The following is a 15392-nucleotide window of genomic DNA, read 5'->3' as shown; positions in this document are numbered from 1 at the left end:
TCTGCTCCGGCATTGTAAATGGATAATCTGTGACTGCCATTGTTTTATTATCTTCTTATCGCTGTTTATAGGTGGACAAGAAATCCTTCAGCTTGTCCATAGCCTTCTCCAGCTGACGCACATTCGGCAGATATACTACGCGGAAGTGGTCAGGACAATTCCAGTTAAAGCCCTTTCCCGGCACCAGAAGCACCTGTTTCTCATGTAAGAAATCAAGAGCAAACTGCTCGTCATTGTGAATATTGAATTTTTCTGTATCGATCTTCGGAAAAATATAGAACGCAGCCTTAGGCTTTACGGCTGTGATTCCCGGAATGTCATTGAGTGCCTTGTAGATAAAATCTCTCTGCTCATAAACTCTTCCGCCTGGCTGAATGTACTCATTTACACTCTGGTATCCACCAAGTGCAGTCTGTACAATGGACTGGGCCGGAACATTGGAGCAAAGACGCATGGAGGAAAGCATGTTAATACCTTCAATATACCCCTTCGCCTTATTCTTGGCACCACTTAAGATCATCCATCCAATACGGAAACCAGCGATCATATGGGACTTGGAAAGTCCGGAAAAAGTAACGCAGAATACGTCTGGTGCAAGGGATGCAATAGAAGTATGCTTATAGCCATCCATGATCAGACGGTCGTATATCTCATCTGAAAAAATGATCAGCTCGTGCTCTCTTGCGATCTGCACGATCTGCTCCAGGATCTCCTTGGGATAAACTGCTCCTGTAGGGTTATTCGGATTAATGATAACAATCGCTTTGGTCTTGTCTGTGATCTTGCTCTTAATATCATCAATGTCCGGATACCATTCAGACTGCTCATCACAAATATAATGAACTACATTTCCACCTGCCAGAGTCGCAGTAGCTGTCCACAAAGGATAATCCGGTGCAGGGATCAGAATCTCATCCCCGTTATCCAGAAGTGCCTGCATACAGAGATTGATCAGCTCACTGACACCATTACCTGTATAAATATCACTCATGGTAACCCCGGGAATTCCTCGAAGCTGGGCATACTGCATAATGGCCTTTCTTGCGGAAAAGATTCCTTTGGAATCGGAATATCCCTGAGAGGTACGAATATTGCTCAGCATGTCCAGAATTACTTCCTGCGGTGCAGAAAATCCAAATGGATATGGATTGCCGATATTCAGCTTCAGAATCTCCATTCCATCCTCTTCCATTCTGGCCGCTTCATCCACTACCGGTCCTCGCACATCATAAAGTACGTTATCCAGTTTACTGGACTTCTCGAATGTTTTCATTTATTTCACTCCTCATCTTACTACTTATGGCCGGCATATCTAATATGGAAAAAAATCTATATCTGTCTTTTTCCTGCTCCGGCATAATGTATTTCTTGCTATCTATCATCTCATATTTGGCTCATTTTCGCAAGCCTTAATGAAATTTTTGGAAATATGAAAAAAACTCTTTTCATTTTTAGCACTTTAGTGTATAATAGCGTCGTTAAAAAATTTTACACCTATCTGGATGAGGAGGAATTACAATGTCTTACACAGAAGAAGTATACGAAAGAGTCGTAGCACAGAATCCAGGTGAGCCTGAATTTCACCAGGCAGTAAAGGAAGTTCTGGATTCCCTGAAGGTCGTAATTGACAAAAATGAAGAAGAATACCGCAGCATGTCCCTTCTGGAGCGTCTTGTAGAGCCGGAAAGAATCATTTCCTTCCGCGTTCCGTGGGTAGATGACAAGGGCGTTGTTCAGGTAAACAAGGGATATCGTGTACAGTTTAACAGCGCTATCGGACCTTATAAGGGTGGTCTTCGTTTCCATCCGTCAGTAAACCAGGGTATCTTAAAATTCCTTGGATTTGAGCAGACATTTAAGAACTCCCTTACCGGACTTCCAATCGGTGGTGGTAAAGGTGGTTCCAACTTTGACCCGAAAGGCAAATCTGACAGAGAGGTTATGGCATTCTGCCAGAGCTTCATGACAGAGCTTTCCAAATATATCGGTGCTGACACTGATGTTCCGGCTGGTGATATCGGTGTAGGCGGACGTGAGATCGGTTATTTATTCGGACAGTACAAGAGAATCCGCGGATTATACGAGGGTGTTCTCACAGGTAAAGGACTTACCTACGGCGGATCTCTGATCCGTACACAGGCTACCGGATATGGTGTTGTTTATATGCTTGATGAGATCATGAAAGCACATAACGATTCTATTGATGGAAAGACATTCATCGTAACAGGATCCGGAAACGTTGCAATCTATGCTGTAGAGAAAGCTCAGCAGCTTGGCGGCAAGGTTGTTGCTATGTGTGACTCCAACGGATATATTTATGATCCGGAAGGAATCAAGCTTGACATTGTGAAAGATATCAAAGAAGTAAAACGTGGACGTATCAAAGAGTACGCAGACCGTGTTGAGGGTGCTTCTTACACAGAAGGTACCGGAATCTGGAACATCAAATGTGATGTATACCTTCCATGTGCTACCCAGAACGAGCTTGCTCTTGATGGTGCTAAGACACTTGTTGCAAACGGCTGCAAATATGTAGTTGAGGGTGCGAACATGCCTACTACTCTTGATGCTACAACTTATCTCCAGGAGAACGGTGTTCTGTTCATGCCTGGTAAAGCAGCTAACGCTGGTGGTGTTGCTACTTCTGCTCTTGAGATGAGCCAGAACTCCATGAGACTTTCCTGGACAGCAGAGGAAGTTGATGCGAAGCTTCATGGAATCATGGTAGACATCTTCCACAAAGCTGATGACGCTGCTAAACGTTATGGTATGAAAGACAACTATGTTGCCGGTGCAAACATCGCCGGATTTGAGAAAGTTGTAGATGCTATGAAAGCTCAGGGCATCTGCTGATTCTCTGTCATCTGAAGTTTCAAAAAGACAGGTCCGCTGCGGCCTGTCTTTTTTATTCCATTTAATACTTGTTTATACAGAAAAAAATCCCCGCTCTCTGGCGAGGATTTCAGACTGTAGACAAAGCCCTGCTTTTGCAGGGTTTTGCTATTGTTGGAACCGCTTTTCTGCTATAATGAATATCAGAAGGGCGGTGTTTTTTATGATGACGAAAAATACTGTCCGGATAACGGTCGTCCCAGTATGGATCCCGTCATGCTGATAAAGATACCATTCATTCAGTATCTCTATGGGATAAAAAGCATGCGTCAGACCATGAAAGAGATCGAGGTAAACGTTGCATACCGCTGGTTTCTCGGACTAGACATGTTAGATCCAGTACCTCATTTCTCTACATTTGGAAAGAATTATACCCGCCGTTTCAAAGATACAGACCTTTTTGAGCAGATCTTTTCAAAGATTCTGGAAAAACGAGGTTGGAACACAGCCAGATTTTTGTTGATTTTGAAGAAAATAAAAAGAAAAGAAGTTTTAAAAGAAAAATGGTGCTGGCCATAATCCCCAACACCAAGTTTGTCTACAGTCTGAGCCGGTGTTTTTAAACACCGGCTTCATTTGTTATATGGCAGCTGCTTCATAAAGAAAAATGGCTTATTTACTGATTTTTGCTTTTGCAGAAAGTCCCTTACTCTTGAAGAGCTTTTTGTAGGCGGAAAGCTTGCTTGCTGGTACTTTTACTTTCAGCTTCTTGTAGTTGTTTCTGCCGGCTTTGGTGAAAGCACTTTTTCCTACGGTACCGGAGGTAAGCTTCTTGGACTGAATGCTGACAGAAGTAAGGGCCTTGCAGTCGTAGAATGCTTTTTTGCCAATGGAAGAAACTTTGGAGCCAATCTTTACAGTCCGTAAAGCACTGCAGCCCTGGAAAGCACTGGTGCCGATGGAAGAAATATTCCTGGAAATGGTTACTTGTCTTAGCTTCCGGCAGTTTTTGAAAGCTCCGGAAGCAATGGCTGTGACTTTATAGGTCCGACCGTTTGCCTTCACAGAGGAAGGAATTGCTGCAGTCGTGATGGCTTTGGACTTTGACCGCTTTAAAGTAACAGAGGTACCATTTTTATTAACTGTGTAGACATTGTAAGAATCACTGAAGGATTTCACTACTGTAGTCTGAGGTTTATCATCTTTGTTATTTGAACTTGAGGTAATCTGGAAATCTAAGGTAATAGTTCCAAAATAGTTGTTCTGGCCTGTAATGGTTACAGTGGCAGTTCCGACTTTTTTGTTATTGCTGTAGGTAACTTTATAATCCTGTCCTTCTATAAGTTTTTGCTTTCCAAGAGTAATAGTTGGAACTGGTTTTAGAGCTTTTCCAGTATAAGCATAAGTCGCTTTAACTCCGGTTACAGATGCCTGAGAAAGGTCGCAGGCATAACCAATGTTGTTCTTACGTGCATATGTGATGGCAGCTGAGTTAGGGGAGGCATAAATGGTAGCGTAGTATACATGACCGCCGGAATACCAGTAGGAGCCTTCCCATACAATGTCATCCCCGATGTTGATTACGCTGTCTGGCAGAGTGACTGTTTCAAGATTAGAGCAGAAAGCAAAAGCTTCCTTTCCAATAGTGTGGACACCGTTTTCAATTACGACTTCCTTCAGATTGGGCAGATAATTAAATGCATTTTCTGAAATACTGGTAATCCCGGATTTTATAACTATTTTTTTTACCTGATTTTTCATGGACTTCCATGCCGTGCCGCTCCAGAAACTGTAGCCGCCCTGAGTGGAAGAAACGGGGAAACGATCGTTTTCATCCGTGGAGATATTAAGTGCACCCTGACCGGAAATGGTGAGAACACCATTTGCAAAATCCCAGGTAGCATTTTCACCTGCAGTACGGTAAATCTTTTTGGAGGCTGTGCCGTCATTTGCATCAATAGAGTAAAAATTAACAGTATTGGCATTGGAGGCGTAGTAAACAACCTTGGAATCTTTAACGACAGGCTGGCAGTCGGATACGGGCGCAGCAGTGGTGTATTCCCTGCTAAGTACATTTCCCTTACCATCAACAAAGAGGTAATGAAGAGTACTGGAAGAAAGCGAATCATCAGCAGCTGCGTAATTTTCTGACGAAGAATCGTCTGTATTTTCATATTCTTCCCAGGAAATCATGAAACGGTTTTCTGTGATTGGAGTGATCTTTACCCCCATAAAACTCTTTCCATTGCCAGTGTAGTTGGTAAGGTATTTTACAGAGGTTGCTTCTTTTGAAAAATCAGAAACAGGAGTAATTGTAAGGTAAATATTATGAGGAGTGTCACTTGTCACATTGTCATACTGGGACTGGTCGATGGTCGTTCCGATACACAGTACACTGTCAGCAGAAACAGCCATACCATCTACGCTTGCGTAGCAGTTCAGTGCCCATACGGAAGTACGGGAACCACCATAAGGAAGAAGCTCGATAGTTTTTTCATCAAGGGTGGTACTGTCGTATCTGGAAAGTTTGGTACAGCGGGAACCTTCGCTTTGCTCCAGAACATACAGATAAGAGGACTGCGATTTGATATACTGGGCAAAGGAGTGCCACAGATCACAGCTTACGATCTTTCCGGTCATGGAAGCCTGGTCAACGGCAATCATAAGGAATCCCTGATGTCCCTGTCCAACAGATTTATCTACATAGCCTTCATGACCGGTTACAATATAGAGAGTTCCGTTGGTTTCTGTCATTTCCACACATCCGTAATCGAATGGATAGCGAACCTCTCCTCCAAATAAATCCGGATTGCTTGTAATGGAAGCCGCACCGCTGCGATTCCAGTTTGTATCATATCGGATGACACGGATAACCTCGGCGGAATTATCTTCGGCGGTGTTATTTTGTCCCTCTACCAGGTAATATCCATCAGATCCTGCATAAAAACCACCCCATAAAGGAAGCTCCATGGGAATTTCTCTTTTGTCTGTAATCTGCAGGCTGTTGTCATAGTATTCAATACCGACGCTGTTTGTTTTGCGGAATACTCGCATATAGCCGTTGGAAATAGAAATAAGGTCAGAAGAACGCCTTAATTTAACACTAAGGTTATCTTGCGCAGTAGGGGTGAGAGAGGCTGCCTGTACCTGTCCTGGAAATGCCAGCAGATATAAAAACAGACAGCAAAATAATAGGGATGTCAGTTTTTTGATCTTTTTCATAAGTTTCTCCTTGCTGTGTTGCTTTTCATGATTCTTATTATAATAAGTTTTGGGTAGAGTTGCAATCATAATGATAATGTTTACAGCAGAAAAAGTGAAAAGCTGTAAAAAAACAGCAATTCTACATTTTTTATGGAGATTTCTGACATGGCACCTACCTGTGGAACTGTTTTGTGAGACTCATCAATGATAAGAAGGAAATCATCACCAAAGTAGTCCAGAAGTGTATAGGGCGGCTGTCCTGGTTCAAGACCGGAAAGATGCCTGGAATAATTTTCGATCCCGGAGCAGAAGCCGGTTTCCCCGCTCTCTGGCGAGGATTTTTCTAATTTAAAAATTTCTTCAATTCATCCATAAAGGTACTGACATCTTTAAACTCCCGATACACAGAAGCGAATCGCACATACGCCACCGAATCCAGATCTTTTAAATGGCTCATCACGATTTCTCCGATTTTCGTGCTGGAGATTTCTTTATCTTCGGCATTAAAAATGTCGCCTTCTATGGCATCGATCATGGCTTCCAGCTTATCGCTGGCAATGGGACGTTTGTAGCAGGCACGGCGGACACCGTTGATCAGTTTATTGCGGTCGTACTGCTCACGGTTCAGATTCTTCTTGATTACTGTTAACGGGATTGTCTCCACATTCTCATAAGTGGTAAATCTTCTTCCACAGGAATCGCACAGTCTTCTGCGTCTTATGGAATTGGTCTCTTCCACTGGTCTTGAATCTACTACTCTTGTATTATCCTGATTACAGTATGGACATCTCATGTATTTATTTCCCCTTCCTCATGTCTCCCCTTCTGCCATACAATCCGGGCAGCAGACTTTCCTCTTTTCTGTTTGCTCAGTAACACAAAACGGACTGAATTACCTATTTCTTATTATACTTTAATCATAGAAAGTATGTCAATAAACTCCATACATATTTTCAGACTTTTTGCATAATATCATAAAAAACAGGTGCTTTTCATGCGTATTTGCGAATTAAAGCAAAAAGAAGTGATCAATATCTGTACCTGCCGTACACTTGGCTGTCCGGTGGATGTGGAATTTAACTGTGAAACCGGATGTATTACCGCCCTTGTGGTTCCCGGACCTGGCAGTTTCTGCTTTTGTTTCTGGGGAGCCGGAAGTGAATATATAATCCCCTGGAATTGTATCCGGCAGATTGGAGATGACATTATCCTGGTAGAAATTGATGAAAAGTATTGCTGTAAAAAGGCTTAATTCTATTTTCCCAATTGTCAAGGGGCAATAATTTTTATATTTTCCCGAAAAAAGAATATTTATCCTCCCACGTGAGAATCATTGTTACTGTTCACTTCGTTCTCAGCAGCACGCTTCGCGATGCACAAAAGGAGGATTCAAATAATGGCACTTAACAAAGTTGAAATTTGCGGAGTCAATACATCGAAGCTTCCGGTACTGAAGGCAGAAGAAAAAGAAGAGCTTTTTCGCAGGATCAAGGAGGGTGATGAAAAAGCCAGGGAACTTTATATCAAAGGAAATCTGAGGCTGGTTCTCAGCGTGATCAAGCGTTTTTCCAACAGCAGCGAAAATATGGACGATCTTTTTCAGATTGGCTGCATTGGACTTATAAAAGCAATTGATAATTTTGACACTACATTGAATGTAAAATTTTCCACTTATGCAGTGCCTATGATCATTGGAGAGATACGAAGGTATCTTCGTGACAATAACAGTATCCGGGTGAGCCGGTCGCTGCGGGATATTGCTTATCGTGCTATCTATGCAAAAGAAACTTATATGAAAACAAATCTGAGGGAGCCTACCATTGCGGAAATTGCCAGCGAAATAGGGATAAATAAAGAGATGATCGTATATGCTATGGATGCGATACAGAATCCGGTGTCACTTTTTGAACCGGTTTATACGGAAGGCGGGGATACGCTTTATGTGATGGACCAGATCAGCGATAAGAAAAACAAGGAGGAGACCTGGGTAGAAAATCTGTCCCTCCGGGAAGCTATAAACCGGCTGAATAAGCGGGAACGGCATATTATTGATCTGCGTTTTTACGAGGGCAAAACCCAGATGGAGGTAGCCCAGGAAATCGGGATTTCCCAGGCACAGGTCAGTCGGTTGGAAAAGAATGCACTTAAAACCATGCGGAATTATCTGAGAGCGTGACGGAAATCATGGATCCCGGCATCACGAAATCCGCTCCTTACATGGTCTGCTGCATGAATATATTGCAAAATCGCTGGTTGTTGGCCAGCGATTTTGCTTATTATGCTTCTATTCCAGAATACGTTTGAAAAAGGCCTTCTGCAAGATGTGCGTCACAATTTGTGGGAGATTTTGTCCGGATGAGGGCGCCGTAGCGAGCTACGGCAACCGAATTCGGGCAAAATATACCGCAAAGTGGGGCGTGCAGATTGCGGGAATGATTTTTCAAGTACGCTCTAATGCCTTTTCCAATTCTTTTATTACAATTTTAAGAGCTTTAATTCTCGCATACTTCTTATCTACAGATTCCAGGATATGCCACGGTGCATAGGCAGTGCTTGTCTTGGCAAGCATTTCATCTACGGCCCCTTCATAAGCATCCCATTTTTCGCGGTTGCGCCAGTCTTCGTCGGTGATCTTCCACTGTTTTTCAGGGTTGTTCTGGCGGTCGGTGAAGCGGGCCAGCTGGGTGTCTTTGTCGATCTGGACCCAGAATTTGATGATCACGGCACCCCAGTCGGACAGCTCCTTCTCGAATTCATTAATCTCGTTGTAAGCACGTTTCCAGTCGTTCTCGCTGCAGAAGCCTTCCAGACGCTCTACCATTACGCGGCCGTACCAGGTGCGGTCGAAGATGGCAATGTGACCGTCTTTGGGCAATCTGGTCCAGAAGCGCCAGAGGTAATGACGCGCCTTTTCGTGAGGTTCCGGGCTGGCGATTGGATGGACCTCAAAGCCACGGGGATCAAGGGCTTCTGTGATCCGCTTAATATTGCCTCCTTTTCCGGCTGCGTCCCAGCCTTCATAAGTAATGATCACCGGCACACGCTTGCGGTACAGACGGTTATGCAGTTCGCCCAGCTTCTTCTGGAGATGCTTCAGCTCTTTCTTGTATTCTTCATCCTCGATCACCTTGTCTGTCAGTTCGATTTCCGAAAGCTTCGGCATTTTCTCAAGCGGAAAAATGTTTGGGAGAAGCGGTGCGCTGTGTGTGCTGTTCTGCAAGGCTACCTCAATGTTATTTACCATTATTTCAAGAACCTGAAGTTCTACGAAGTTGCGGTCTTTTGCATCAATAATATACCATGGTGCAATAGAAGTATTCGTATCTGTCAGATAGCGGTCGAAAACCTTCTGGCAATGTTTGTAATGTTCGTTCTGCCACTTGTCAAAGGCATCCACACGCCATTTTGTATCCTGCTCTTTGTTAAGCTTCTCAATACGTCTGGTCTGCTCTTTTTTGTCAATCTGCATGAAAAATTTCAGAACCAGATAACCGTTGTCTGTGAGCTGTCGCTCGAAATGTTTGATGCTGTCGATCCGCTTTGCATAATCCTCTTCTTCCAGACCATTCAGACAGTCTTTGCAGGTCTGCTCCATCCAGCCAGAATCCAGAAAGGTAAATTTGCCGGCTTCCGGAATCTGATTGAAATACCGGTACAGAAATGGTCTGCGCAGTTCATCCTCTGTAGGCTTTGACATGGTTGCTACTTTAAAGAAACGGGGATCAATGTATTTGATCACTCTGCCGATTGTGGTACCTTTGCCAGATGCACCCCAGCCTTCAAAAAGTACCAGCACAGGCAGCTTGTGTTCTTTCAGCTTCATCTGCTGCTGATACAGCTTCTCGCCAGCTTCTTTAATCCGTTTCTTCAACTCCTCTTTTTCCGGAATCTCCTCCGGGATCCAGGTTTTCAGCATAAACACGTCCTCCTCACGTACTATTATTTTCAAACTTAAAGCATTTTTTCTGTTAAAAGCAAATTCTATTTTTTTATATTCATATTATTTTCTGCATTATAACATAATCATTCCCATTTTGCACGAATTTAACAAACATTTAACCGAATTTCGATTGCGATCGTTATCCTCTTATATACAATCCGATATTTTTGTGTTATTATTAAAAATCATATTTTGTGTAGGTTTTACGAACACATAGCGTTTTGTATGTTGCGCCTTTCTTTTCGTAGCTCAGATGTTTAAACTTACCTAAGGAGGAAGTCCCATGCCTTTATCTGTCTTCATAGAAATGACCCTGTCTGCCATCGTTACCGTCTGGTCGCCTGGTCCCAATAATATTCTTTTGCTGTCCACAGCCAGCAAATACGGCATTTCCGGTAATATCCGCTTTATGACCGGAATCTGGAGCGGCTCTCTCACTTTGATGTGTCTTTCCGGACTGTTCTGCAGTACTCTTGGAAAAATCATTCCAGGGATCCAGCCGGTTATGAAACATCTGGGCGCAGCTTATGTACTCTATCTCGCCTGGCAGACCTGGCGCAGGATTCCGCCCTCTGACAATGTCCAGGACAAAAAGCCAACCTGGCTGATGGGATTTTTCCTGCAGCTGATAAATGTAAAGATCATTATCTATGGGCTGACCATGTTTTCCGCTTATATTCTGCCCTATGAAGCAAGGGTTCCTATACTGTTTTGCTTCGCTGTATATCTGATGTTTCTTGGAGCCCTGGGAAATCTGATCTGGGCATTTGCTGGAAATGTACTGAAAAGATTTTACAGCAGCCATTATAAGCTGATGAATGGAATCATGGCCCTGCTGCTGGTGTGGTGCTCTCTCAGGATCACTGGCTTACTGTAAGACAGACCCAAAAACACCTCCCGGAATATGTTGGTCACTCACATTCCGGGAGGTGTTTTCTATAGGGCACTGTTCAATTTATGAGGCACATGTATCAAATTGATACACGCTTATGCTGTCTTACTTAAATGCATCCACCAGTTCCTGACCATCGTCATATCCCTGGTTTTTCAGTTCTTCTACAAACCACTGGTCTACGCCTTCTACCGCCTCTTTAAAGGAATCAATATCCATATCCTCTTTTGCTGTAAAGGTAACGCCATTTTTCTCTTCCCAGCGATTCATGATCTCATTGGCCCCGGAGCGGTTGATGTAACGCTCATACTCAACAGCCATTCTTCCAGCCTTGTCTACAACAGCCTGCTGCTCTGGTGTAAGGCCATCATAGATATCCTGATTGATACAGAAGAACAGACAGTCATAGATGGCATCCCACATGGAGCAGTATGGCTGAACCTCCTGTACACTGGCTGCGTCGATTGCAGGAAGCGGATTCTCCTCTCCCTCTACGGTGTTCTGCTGAAGAGCTGTGTAAGTCTCAGACCAGTTCAGGTTGGTTGCATCTGCCCCCCATCTCTTATAGCATTCCATAAGAAGATTGGAGCCTGCAACACGGACTTTCAGGTTCTTCATATCGTCCACAGATTTTACTTCACGCACACTGTTGGTCAGTTCACGGAAGCCGTTCTCTGCAATACCCATGCAATGCAGTCCATACTCACTGAGGATTTCTTTCATCTTCTCTCCCGCCTCACCGTCAAACTTGGCATCTGCGTCTTCCACAGAATCATAAATAAACGGCAGGGAGACTACGTTAAATCTCGGATCAAATGCAGAATAAATCAGGTTGGAATGCATGGAAATCTGTACTGGGTCTCCGTTCATCAGTGCCTGGATTCCCTCGGACTGGTTTCCGTTTGTCAGCTGGTCTGCTGCATATATGTTTACTTTTACTTTTCCACCTGTAGCTTTTTCCATCAGCTCGCCGAACTTGCGGCCTCCATCAGCCCAGGTAGAAGTCTCAGTTGTGGAGCATGCAAAATTCCAGGTAGTCTCCTCCCAGCCAAGGTCACTGTAATCGCCAATTCCGGTAAATGCCTCTACCAGCTCTTCTGCATCCTCGTATCCCTGGGATTTCAATTCCTCAATGAACCACTCATCTACACCGTCAACAGCTTCCTTAAAGGACTCAATGTCCATATCCTCTTTTGCAGTGAAGGTAACGCCGTTTTTGTCTTTCCAGCGGTTCATGATCTCTTCATCACCGGAGCGGTTGATGTAACGTTCGTACTCTACGGCTTTCTGTCCTGCCTCGTCTACAACAGCCTGCTGTTCCGGTGTAAGACCATCATAAATCTCCTGGTTGATACAGAAGAACAGGCAGTCATAGATGGCATCCCACATGGAGCAGTATGGCTGAACCTCCTGTACACTGGCTGCGTCAATTGCAGGAAGCGGGTTCTCCTGACCCTCAACTGTGTTCTGCTGAAGGGCTGTGTAAGTCTCAGACCAGTTCAGGTTGGTTGCATCTGCGCCCCATCTCTTATAGCATTCCATAAGAAGGTTGGAACCGGCAACACGGATTTTCAGGTTTTTCATATCATCCACAGATTTTACTTCGCGGACACTGTTGGTCAGTTCACGGAAACCGTTCTCTGCAATACCCATGCAATGGAGTCCGTACTCACCAAGAATTTCTTTTAATTTCTCACCAGCCTCACCGTCAAACTTAGCATCTGCATCTTCTACAGAGTCATAAATAAACGGAAGGGAAACTACGTTAAATCTTGGGTCAAATGCAGAATAGATCAGGTTGGAATGCATGGAAATCTGTACCGGGTCTCCGTTCATCAGTGCCTGGATTCCCTCGGACTGGTTTCCGTTTGTCAGCTGGTCTGCTGCATATATGTTTACTTTTACTTTTCCTCCTGTGGCCTTTTCCATCAGCTCGCCAAACTTGCGGCCGCCGTCCGCCCAGGTAGAAGTCTCAGTTGTAGAGCATGCAAAATTCCAGGTGGTTTCCTCCCAGCCAAGATCACTGTAATCTGCGATCTCATTGAAGGAATAATCCCCGTCTCCGGCTGCAGAAGCTGCGGATGAGCCGCTGTCACCAGAGGAAGAATCTCCGGAATATGCACCATTTTTAGCAAGTGCTCTCGGAAGAGCCGTTGAAGTTACCGGAATATAGGTAACCACAAGAAGCACGGCCACACAGGCTGCCAGCATGGGCATAACTGCTTTTGAAATTTCCTGAAGGGTAACCTCCATGCCTTTTTTGATCTTGATTCCGATTGCCACAAACAGGTTGACACCAACCGGCGGAGTTACCTGTCCAATTGCAAGGTTTACAGTTGCCATCACACCAAATGCAACCACATCATAGCCAAGTGCTTTGCATACCGGAAGCATAACCGGAATAAAAATGTACATAGCAGAGTTTGCATCGATGAAGCAGCCTGCAATCAGGAAAATAATGTTTACGATCAGAAGGAAGGTAAACTGGTTATGTGCAATGCTTCCAAGAAGCGCTGAAGCTGCGTCTGCGATACCGAATTTGGTACATACATAGGAAAACAGGGAAGCACTTGCTACGATCAGCATGATTCCACCAGTTGTTTTCGCAGAATCCACGCAAATGTCAAACAGGTCTTTTAATTTAACCTCACGATAAATCACCATACCTACAAACAGACCGTATACAACAGATACAGCCGCTGCCTCAGTAGGAGTAAAAATACCGCCATAAATACCACCCAGAATAATAACCGGCATTAAGAATCCCCAGAAAGCATCCTTAAATGCATCCCAGCGCTCTTTTGCAGTCGCTTTCTTCTGGGCTGGCTGAATGCCTTTTTTTCTGGCTTCCACCATAACCACGATCACAAGGGCAACGCCCATCAGAATTCCAGGTACGATTCCTGCCATGAACATATCTGCAATAGATACGCCTGTGATAGAAGCATATACAACAAATGCAATACTTGGCGGGATGACAATGGCGATGGAGCTTGATGTTGCCATCAGGGCTGTGGAAAACGGTGCGCTGAAGCCTCCCCGCTCTACCATTGCCGGAATCAGAACTGCTCCAAGTGCTGCTACAGTTGCAGGTCCGGATCCGGAAATTGCGCCGAAGAAGCAGGCTACAATAACGCATACAATGGCGATGCCGCCTCTTTTATGTCCCACGCAGGTATCTACGAATCTGACAAGTCTTTTGGAAATTCCGGCTTTTGCCATGATATTTCCGGAAAGTACGAAAAATGGGATAGCCAGAAGGAGAAATTTACTGATTCCGGCATACATATTGGTTGCAACGATGGTAAGGGAGGTTCCGGAGTACAGGATTGCACAGACGGAGGACAGTCCCAGACAGATTGCAATGGGAACTCCCATGATCAGGAAAACAAAAAATGAAATAAAAAGAACTGCACTTATCATTTATTTATCCTCCTTTTTCAGATTGCCTGTACAATAGTCAAGACAGTATTCAATAAAATGTAAGATCATGCATCCGGATCCGATTGGCACGAAGGACCAGAATATCCACTCCGGCCAGTTCAGAACGAAGGTACGTTTTCCGTTTTCCAGCTGTGTGATTACTTTTTCCATACCGAACCAGAATAAGATTGCGGTAAAAATAATGCACAGAACAGTGGTAAGGATAACAGATGGTTTTTTCAGTTTCTCAGGGAGACGGTCTGTAACCAGTGACAGGTTAACCAGTTCTCCTTCGCGGCATGCAAGTGCTGCAGCCATTAAGGTAATCAATACAAAGACTGCGACCACAAGTTCCTCGGTAAAGGACCAGGAACGATGGATCACTTTTCGGGAAAAAACATTTCCCACGGTCAGAACCAGTATCAGCAGGGTAGACACTACCAGAATACAATTTTCTACTGCTGCTACTGCATTCATGATTTTTTTGAAGACTTTCATGATCTCTCCTCCTCTTAATTTACTTGTCAGGTTTTCGTCTTTCGTAAAATGAAACTATCTGTTATGCAGCCGCAGTGCGTTCCTGCCCGGCAGGGCTTTTGTGTAACAGGAAGTTCCAACGGAATTTCCTGTTACACAAAAAAATCCGCCCCTAAACTAGGGACGGACCATATTAGACCGCAACCACCCTGTTTCCCCTTTGAAACAAGTACGAAAAGACAACGTACCGACATACGCGATTCCGATAACGGGGAACAACCGTGGAAACCTACTTGATGCAGTTCTTCACTTCGTATCTGGTTCCTGTTTGAAAAAGTGGATACTTATGAAGCGTTCGGCTTCCCTTCTCGGGGATGATCTTCAAAACAGACCTGACGCTGCTTTCCACCGACACAGCTCTCTGTAGACAAGGTGCTTCTGTTTCTACTTCTTCCCTTCAAGGAATTTAATCCTTTTTTAATTTAGTTGTTTAACGAACTGAAGTAATTTTACTACTAAAATTCGGGGAAGTCAAGTATAATTATGCAATTGCTATTTAGTGTGTTGAAAGTTGTTCAAGGCGGACGCATTCGGACAATGGTGATTGCTCACTCGCCGGCGCAA

At 44.1% G+C, this 15392-nt stretch carries 10 protein-coding genes and 3 pseudogenes; 6 read left to right on the top strand and 7 right to left on the bottom strand.

The genetic code is table 11. From position 1 onward, the window contains the following. Positions 1-55: 55 nt before the first annotated feature. The gene (locus ACESTK_RS19015; RefSeq protein ID WP_148461853.1) at positions 56-1273 is read right to left on the bottom strand and encodes an aminotransferase class I/II-fold pyridoxal phosphate-dependent enzyme; all 1218 of its coding nucleotides are present in this window, start codon (positions 1271-1273) and stop codon (positions 56-58) included. 245 nt (positions 1274-1518) lie between these two features. Between ACESTK_RS19015 and gdhA the strand changes: the two genes are divergently transcribed. Next, positions 1519-2853, top strand: coding sequence for an NADP-specific glutamate dehydrogenase (gdhA, locus tag ACESTK_RS19010; RefSeq protein WP_118583930.1), 1335 nt, complete (start codon positions 1519-1521; stop codon positions 2851-2853). Between the two features lie 210 nt (positions 2854-3063). Then, positions 3064-3324 (top strand): annotated as a pseudogene (locus tag ACESTK_RS19005) (transposase); the annotation flags it as partial. A 180-nt stretch (positions 3325-3504) separates the two neighbouring features. On the opposite strand, the gene ACESTK_RS19000 reads toward ACESTK_RS19005, so the two are convergent. Continuing rightward, a complete protein-coding gene (locus ACESTK_RS19000) occupies positions 3505-6054 on the bottom strand; it encodes a leucine-rich repeat domain-containing protein (protein ID WP_373120510.1) in 2550 nt (849 codons plus the stop codon). A 325-nt stretch (positions 6055-6379) separates the two neighbouring features. Beyond that, a complete protein-coding gene (gene nrdR / locus ACESTK_RS18995; protein WP_118583928.1) occupies positions 6380-6829 on the bottom strand; it encodes a transcriptional regulator NrdR in 450 nt (149 codons plus the stop codon). 201 nt (positions 6830-7030) lie between these two features. Between nrdR and ACESTK_RS18990 the strand changes: the two genes are divergently transcribed. After that, positions 7031-7288: a PRC-barrel domain-containing protein gene (locus ACESTK_RS18990; RefSeq protein ID WP_118583926.1), complete on the top strand. Its 258-nt coding sequence runs from the start codon at positions 7031-7033 to the stop codon at positions 7286-7288. A 144-nt stretch (positions 7289-7432) separates the two neighbouring features. Then, positions 7433-8212: an RNA polymerase sporulation sigma factor SigG gene (gene sigG, locus ACESTK_RS18985; RefSeq protein ID WP_373120508.1), complete on the top strand. Its 780-nt coding sequence runs from the start codon at positions 7433-7435 to the stop codon at positions 8210-8212. 100 nt (positions 8213-8312) lie between these two features. Here the strand turns inward: sigG and ACESTK_RS18980 are convergent. Next, positions 8313-8420, bottom strand: a pseudogene (locus tag ACESTK_RS18980) (DUF6783 domain-containing protein); the annotation flags it as partial. Here ACESTK_RS18980 and ACESTK_RS18975 point away from each other — a divergent pair. Further along, positions 8397-8447: pseudogene (locus ACESTK_RS18975) on the top strand (DUF6783 domain-containing protein); the annotation flags it as partial. The pseudogenes ACESTK_RS18980 and ACESTK_RS18975 overlap by 24 nt on opposite strands. 29 nt (positions 8448-8476) lie before the next feature. On the opposite strand, the gene pap reads toward ACESTK_RS18975, so the two are convergent. Then, on the bottom strand, positions 8477-9952 hold the full coding sequence (gene pap, locus ACESTK_RS18970) for a polyphosphate:AMP phosphotransferase (protein WP_173736625.1): 1476 nt from the start codon (positions 9950-9952) through the stop codon (positions 8477-8479). A 307-nt stretch (positions 9953-10259) separates the two neighbouring features. On the opposite strand from pap, the gene ACESTK_RS18965 reads away from it, so the two are divergent. Then, positions 10260-10853: a LysE family transporter gene (locus tag ACESTK_RS18965; protein ID WP_373120507.1), complete on the top strand. Its 594-nt coding sequence runs from the start codon at positions 10260-10262 to the stop codon at positions 10851-10853. 120 nt (positions 10854-10973) lie between these two features. On the opposite strand, the gene ACESTK_RS18960 is transcribed toward ACESTK_RS18965, so the two are convergent. Both ACESTK_RS18960 and ACESTK_RS18955 read right to left on the bottom strand, forming a co-directional pair. Then, positions 10974-14291, bottom strand: coding sequence for a TRAP transporter large permease subunit (locus ACESTK_RS18960; protein WP_173770258.1), 3318 nt, complete (start codon positions 14289-14291; stop codon positions 10974-10976). After that, positions 14292-14789 (bottom strand): TRAP transporter small permease, encoded by a 498-nt coding sequence (locus ACESTK_RS18955; protein ID WP_118583920.1) that lies wholly within the window; start codon positions 14787-14789, stop codon positions 14292-14294. Positions 14790-15392: the final 603 nt, after the last annotated feature.

Origin of the sequence: Ruminococcus sp. Marseille-P328 (assembly GCF_964249465.1) — a bacterium.
In the GTDB taxonomy this organism is placed as follows: domain Bacteria; phylum Bacillota; class Clostridia; order Lachnospirales; family Lachnospiraceae; genus Blautia_A; species Blautia_A faecis.
Note: the sequence above shows the minus strand (reverse complement) of the source record. Positions and strands in the feature narration are given on the sequence as shown.

What these genes read in the sequence shown, in the direction of transcription:
- pap (WP_173736625.1), bottom strand. Translation starts at nt 9,952, where the DNA reads ATGCTGAAAACCTGGATCCCGGAGGAGATTCCGGAAAAAGAGGAGTTG.
- sigG (WP_373120508.1), top strand. Translation starts at nt 7,433, where the DNA reads ATGGCACTTAACAAAGTTGAAATTTGCGGAGTCAATACATCGAAGCTT.
- ACESTK_RS18965 (WP_373120507.1), top strand. Translation starts at nt 10,260, where the DNA reads ATGCCTTTATCTGTCTTCATAGAAATGACCCTGTCTGCCATCGTTACC.
- ACESTK_RS18960 (WP_173770258.1), bottom strand. Translation starts at nt 14,291, where the DNA reads ATGATAAGTGCAGTTCTTTTTATTTCATTTTTTGTTTTCCTGATCATG.
- gdhA (WP_118583930.1), top strand. Translation starts at nt 1,519, where the DNA reads ATGTCTTACACAGAAGAAGTATACGAAAGAGTCGTAGCACAGAATCCA.
- nrdR (WP_118583928.1), bottom strand. Translation starts at nt 6,829, where the DNA reads ATGAGATGTCCATACTGTAATCAGGATAATACAAGAGTAGTAGATTCA.
- ACESTK_RS18955 (WP_118583920.1), bottom strand. Translation starts at nt 14,789, where the DNA reads ATGAAAGTCTTCAAAAAAATCATGAATGCAGTAGCAGCAGTAGAAAAT.
- ACESTK_RS19000 (WP_373120510.1), bottom strand. Translation starts at nt 6,054, where the DNA reads ATGAAAAAGATCAAAAAACTGACATCCCTATTATTTTGCTGTCTGTTT.
- ACESTK_RS19015 (WP_148461853.1), bottom strand. Translation starts at nt 1,273, where the DNA reads ATGAAAACATTCGAGAAGTCCAGTAAACTGGATAACGTACTTTATGAT.
- ACESTK_RS18990 (WP_118583926.1), top strand. Translation starts at nt 7,031, where the DNA reads ATGCGTATTTGCGAATTAAAGCAAAAAGAAGTGATCAATATCTGTACC.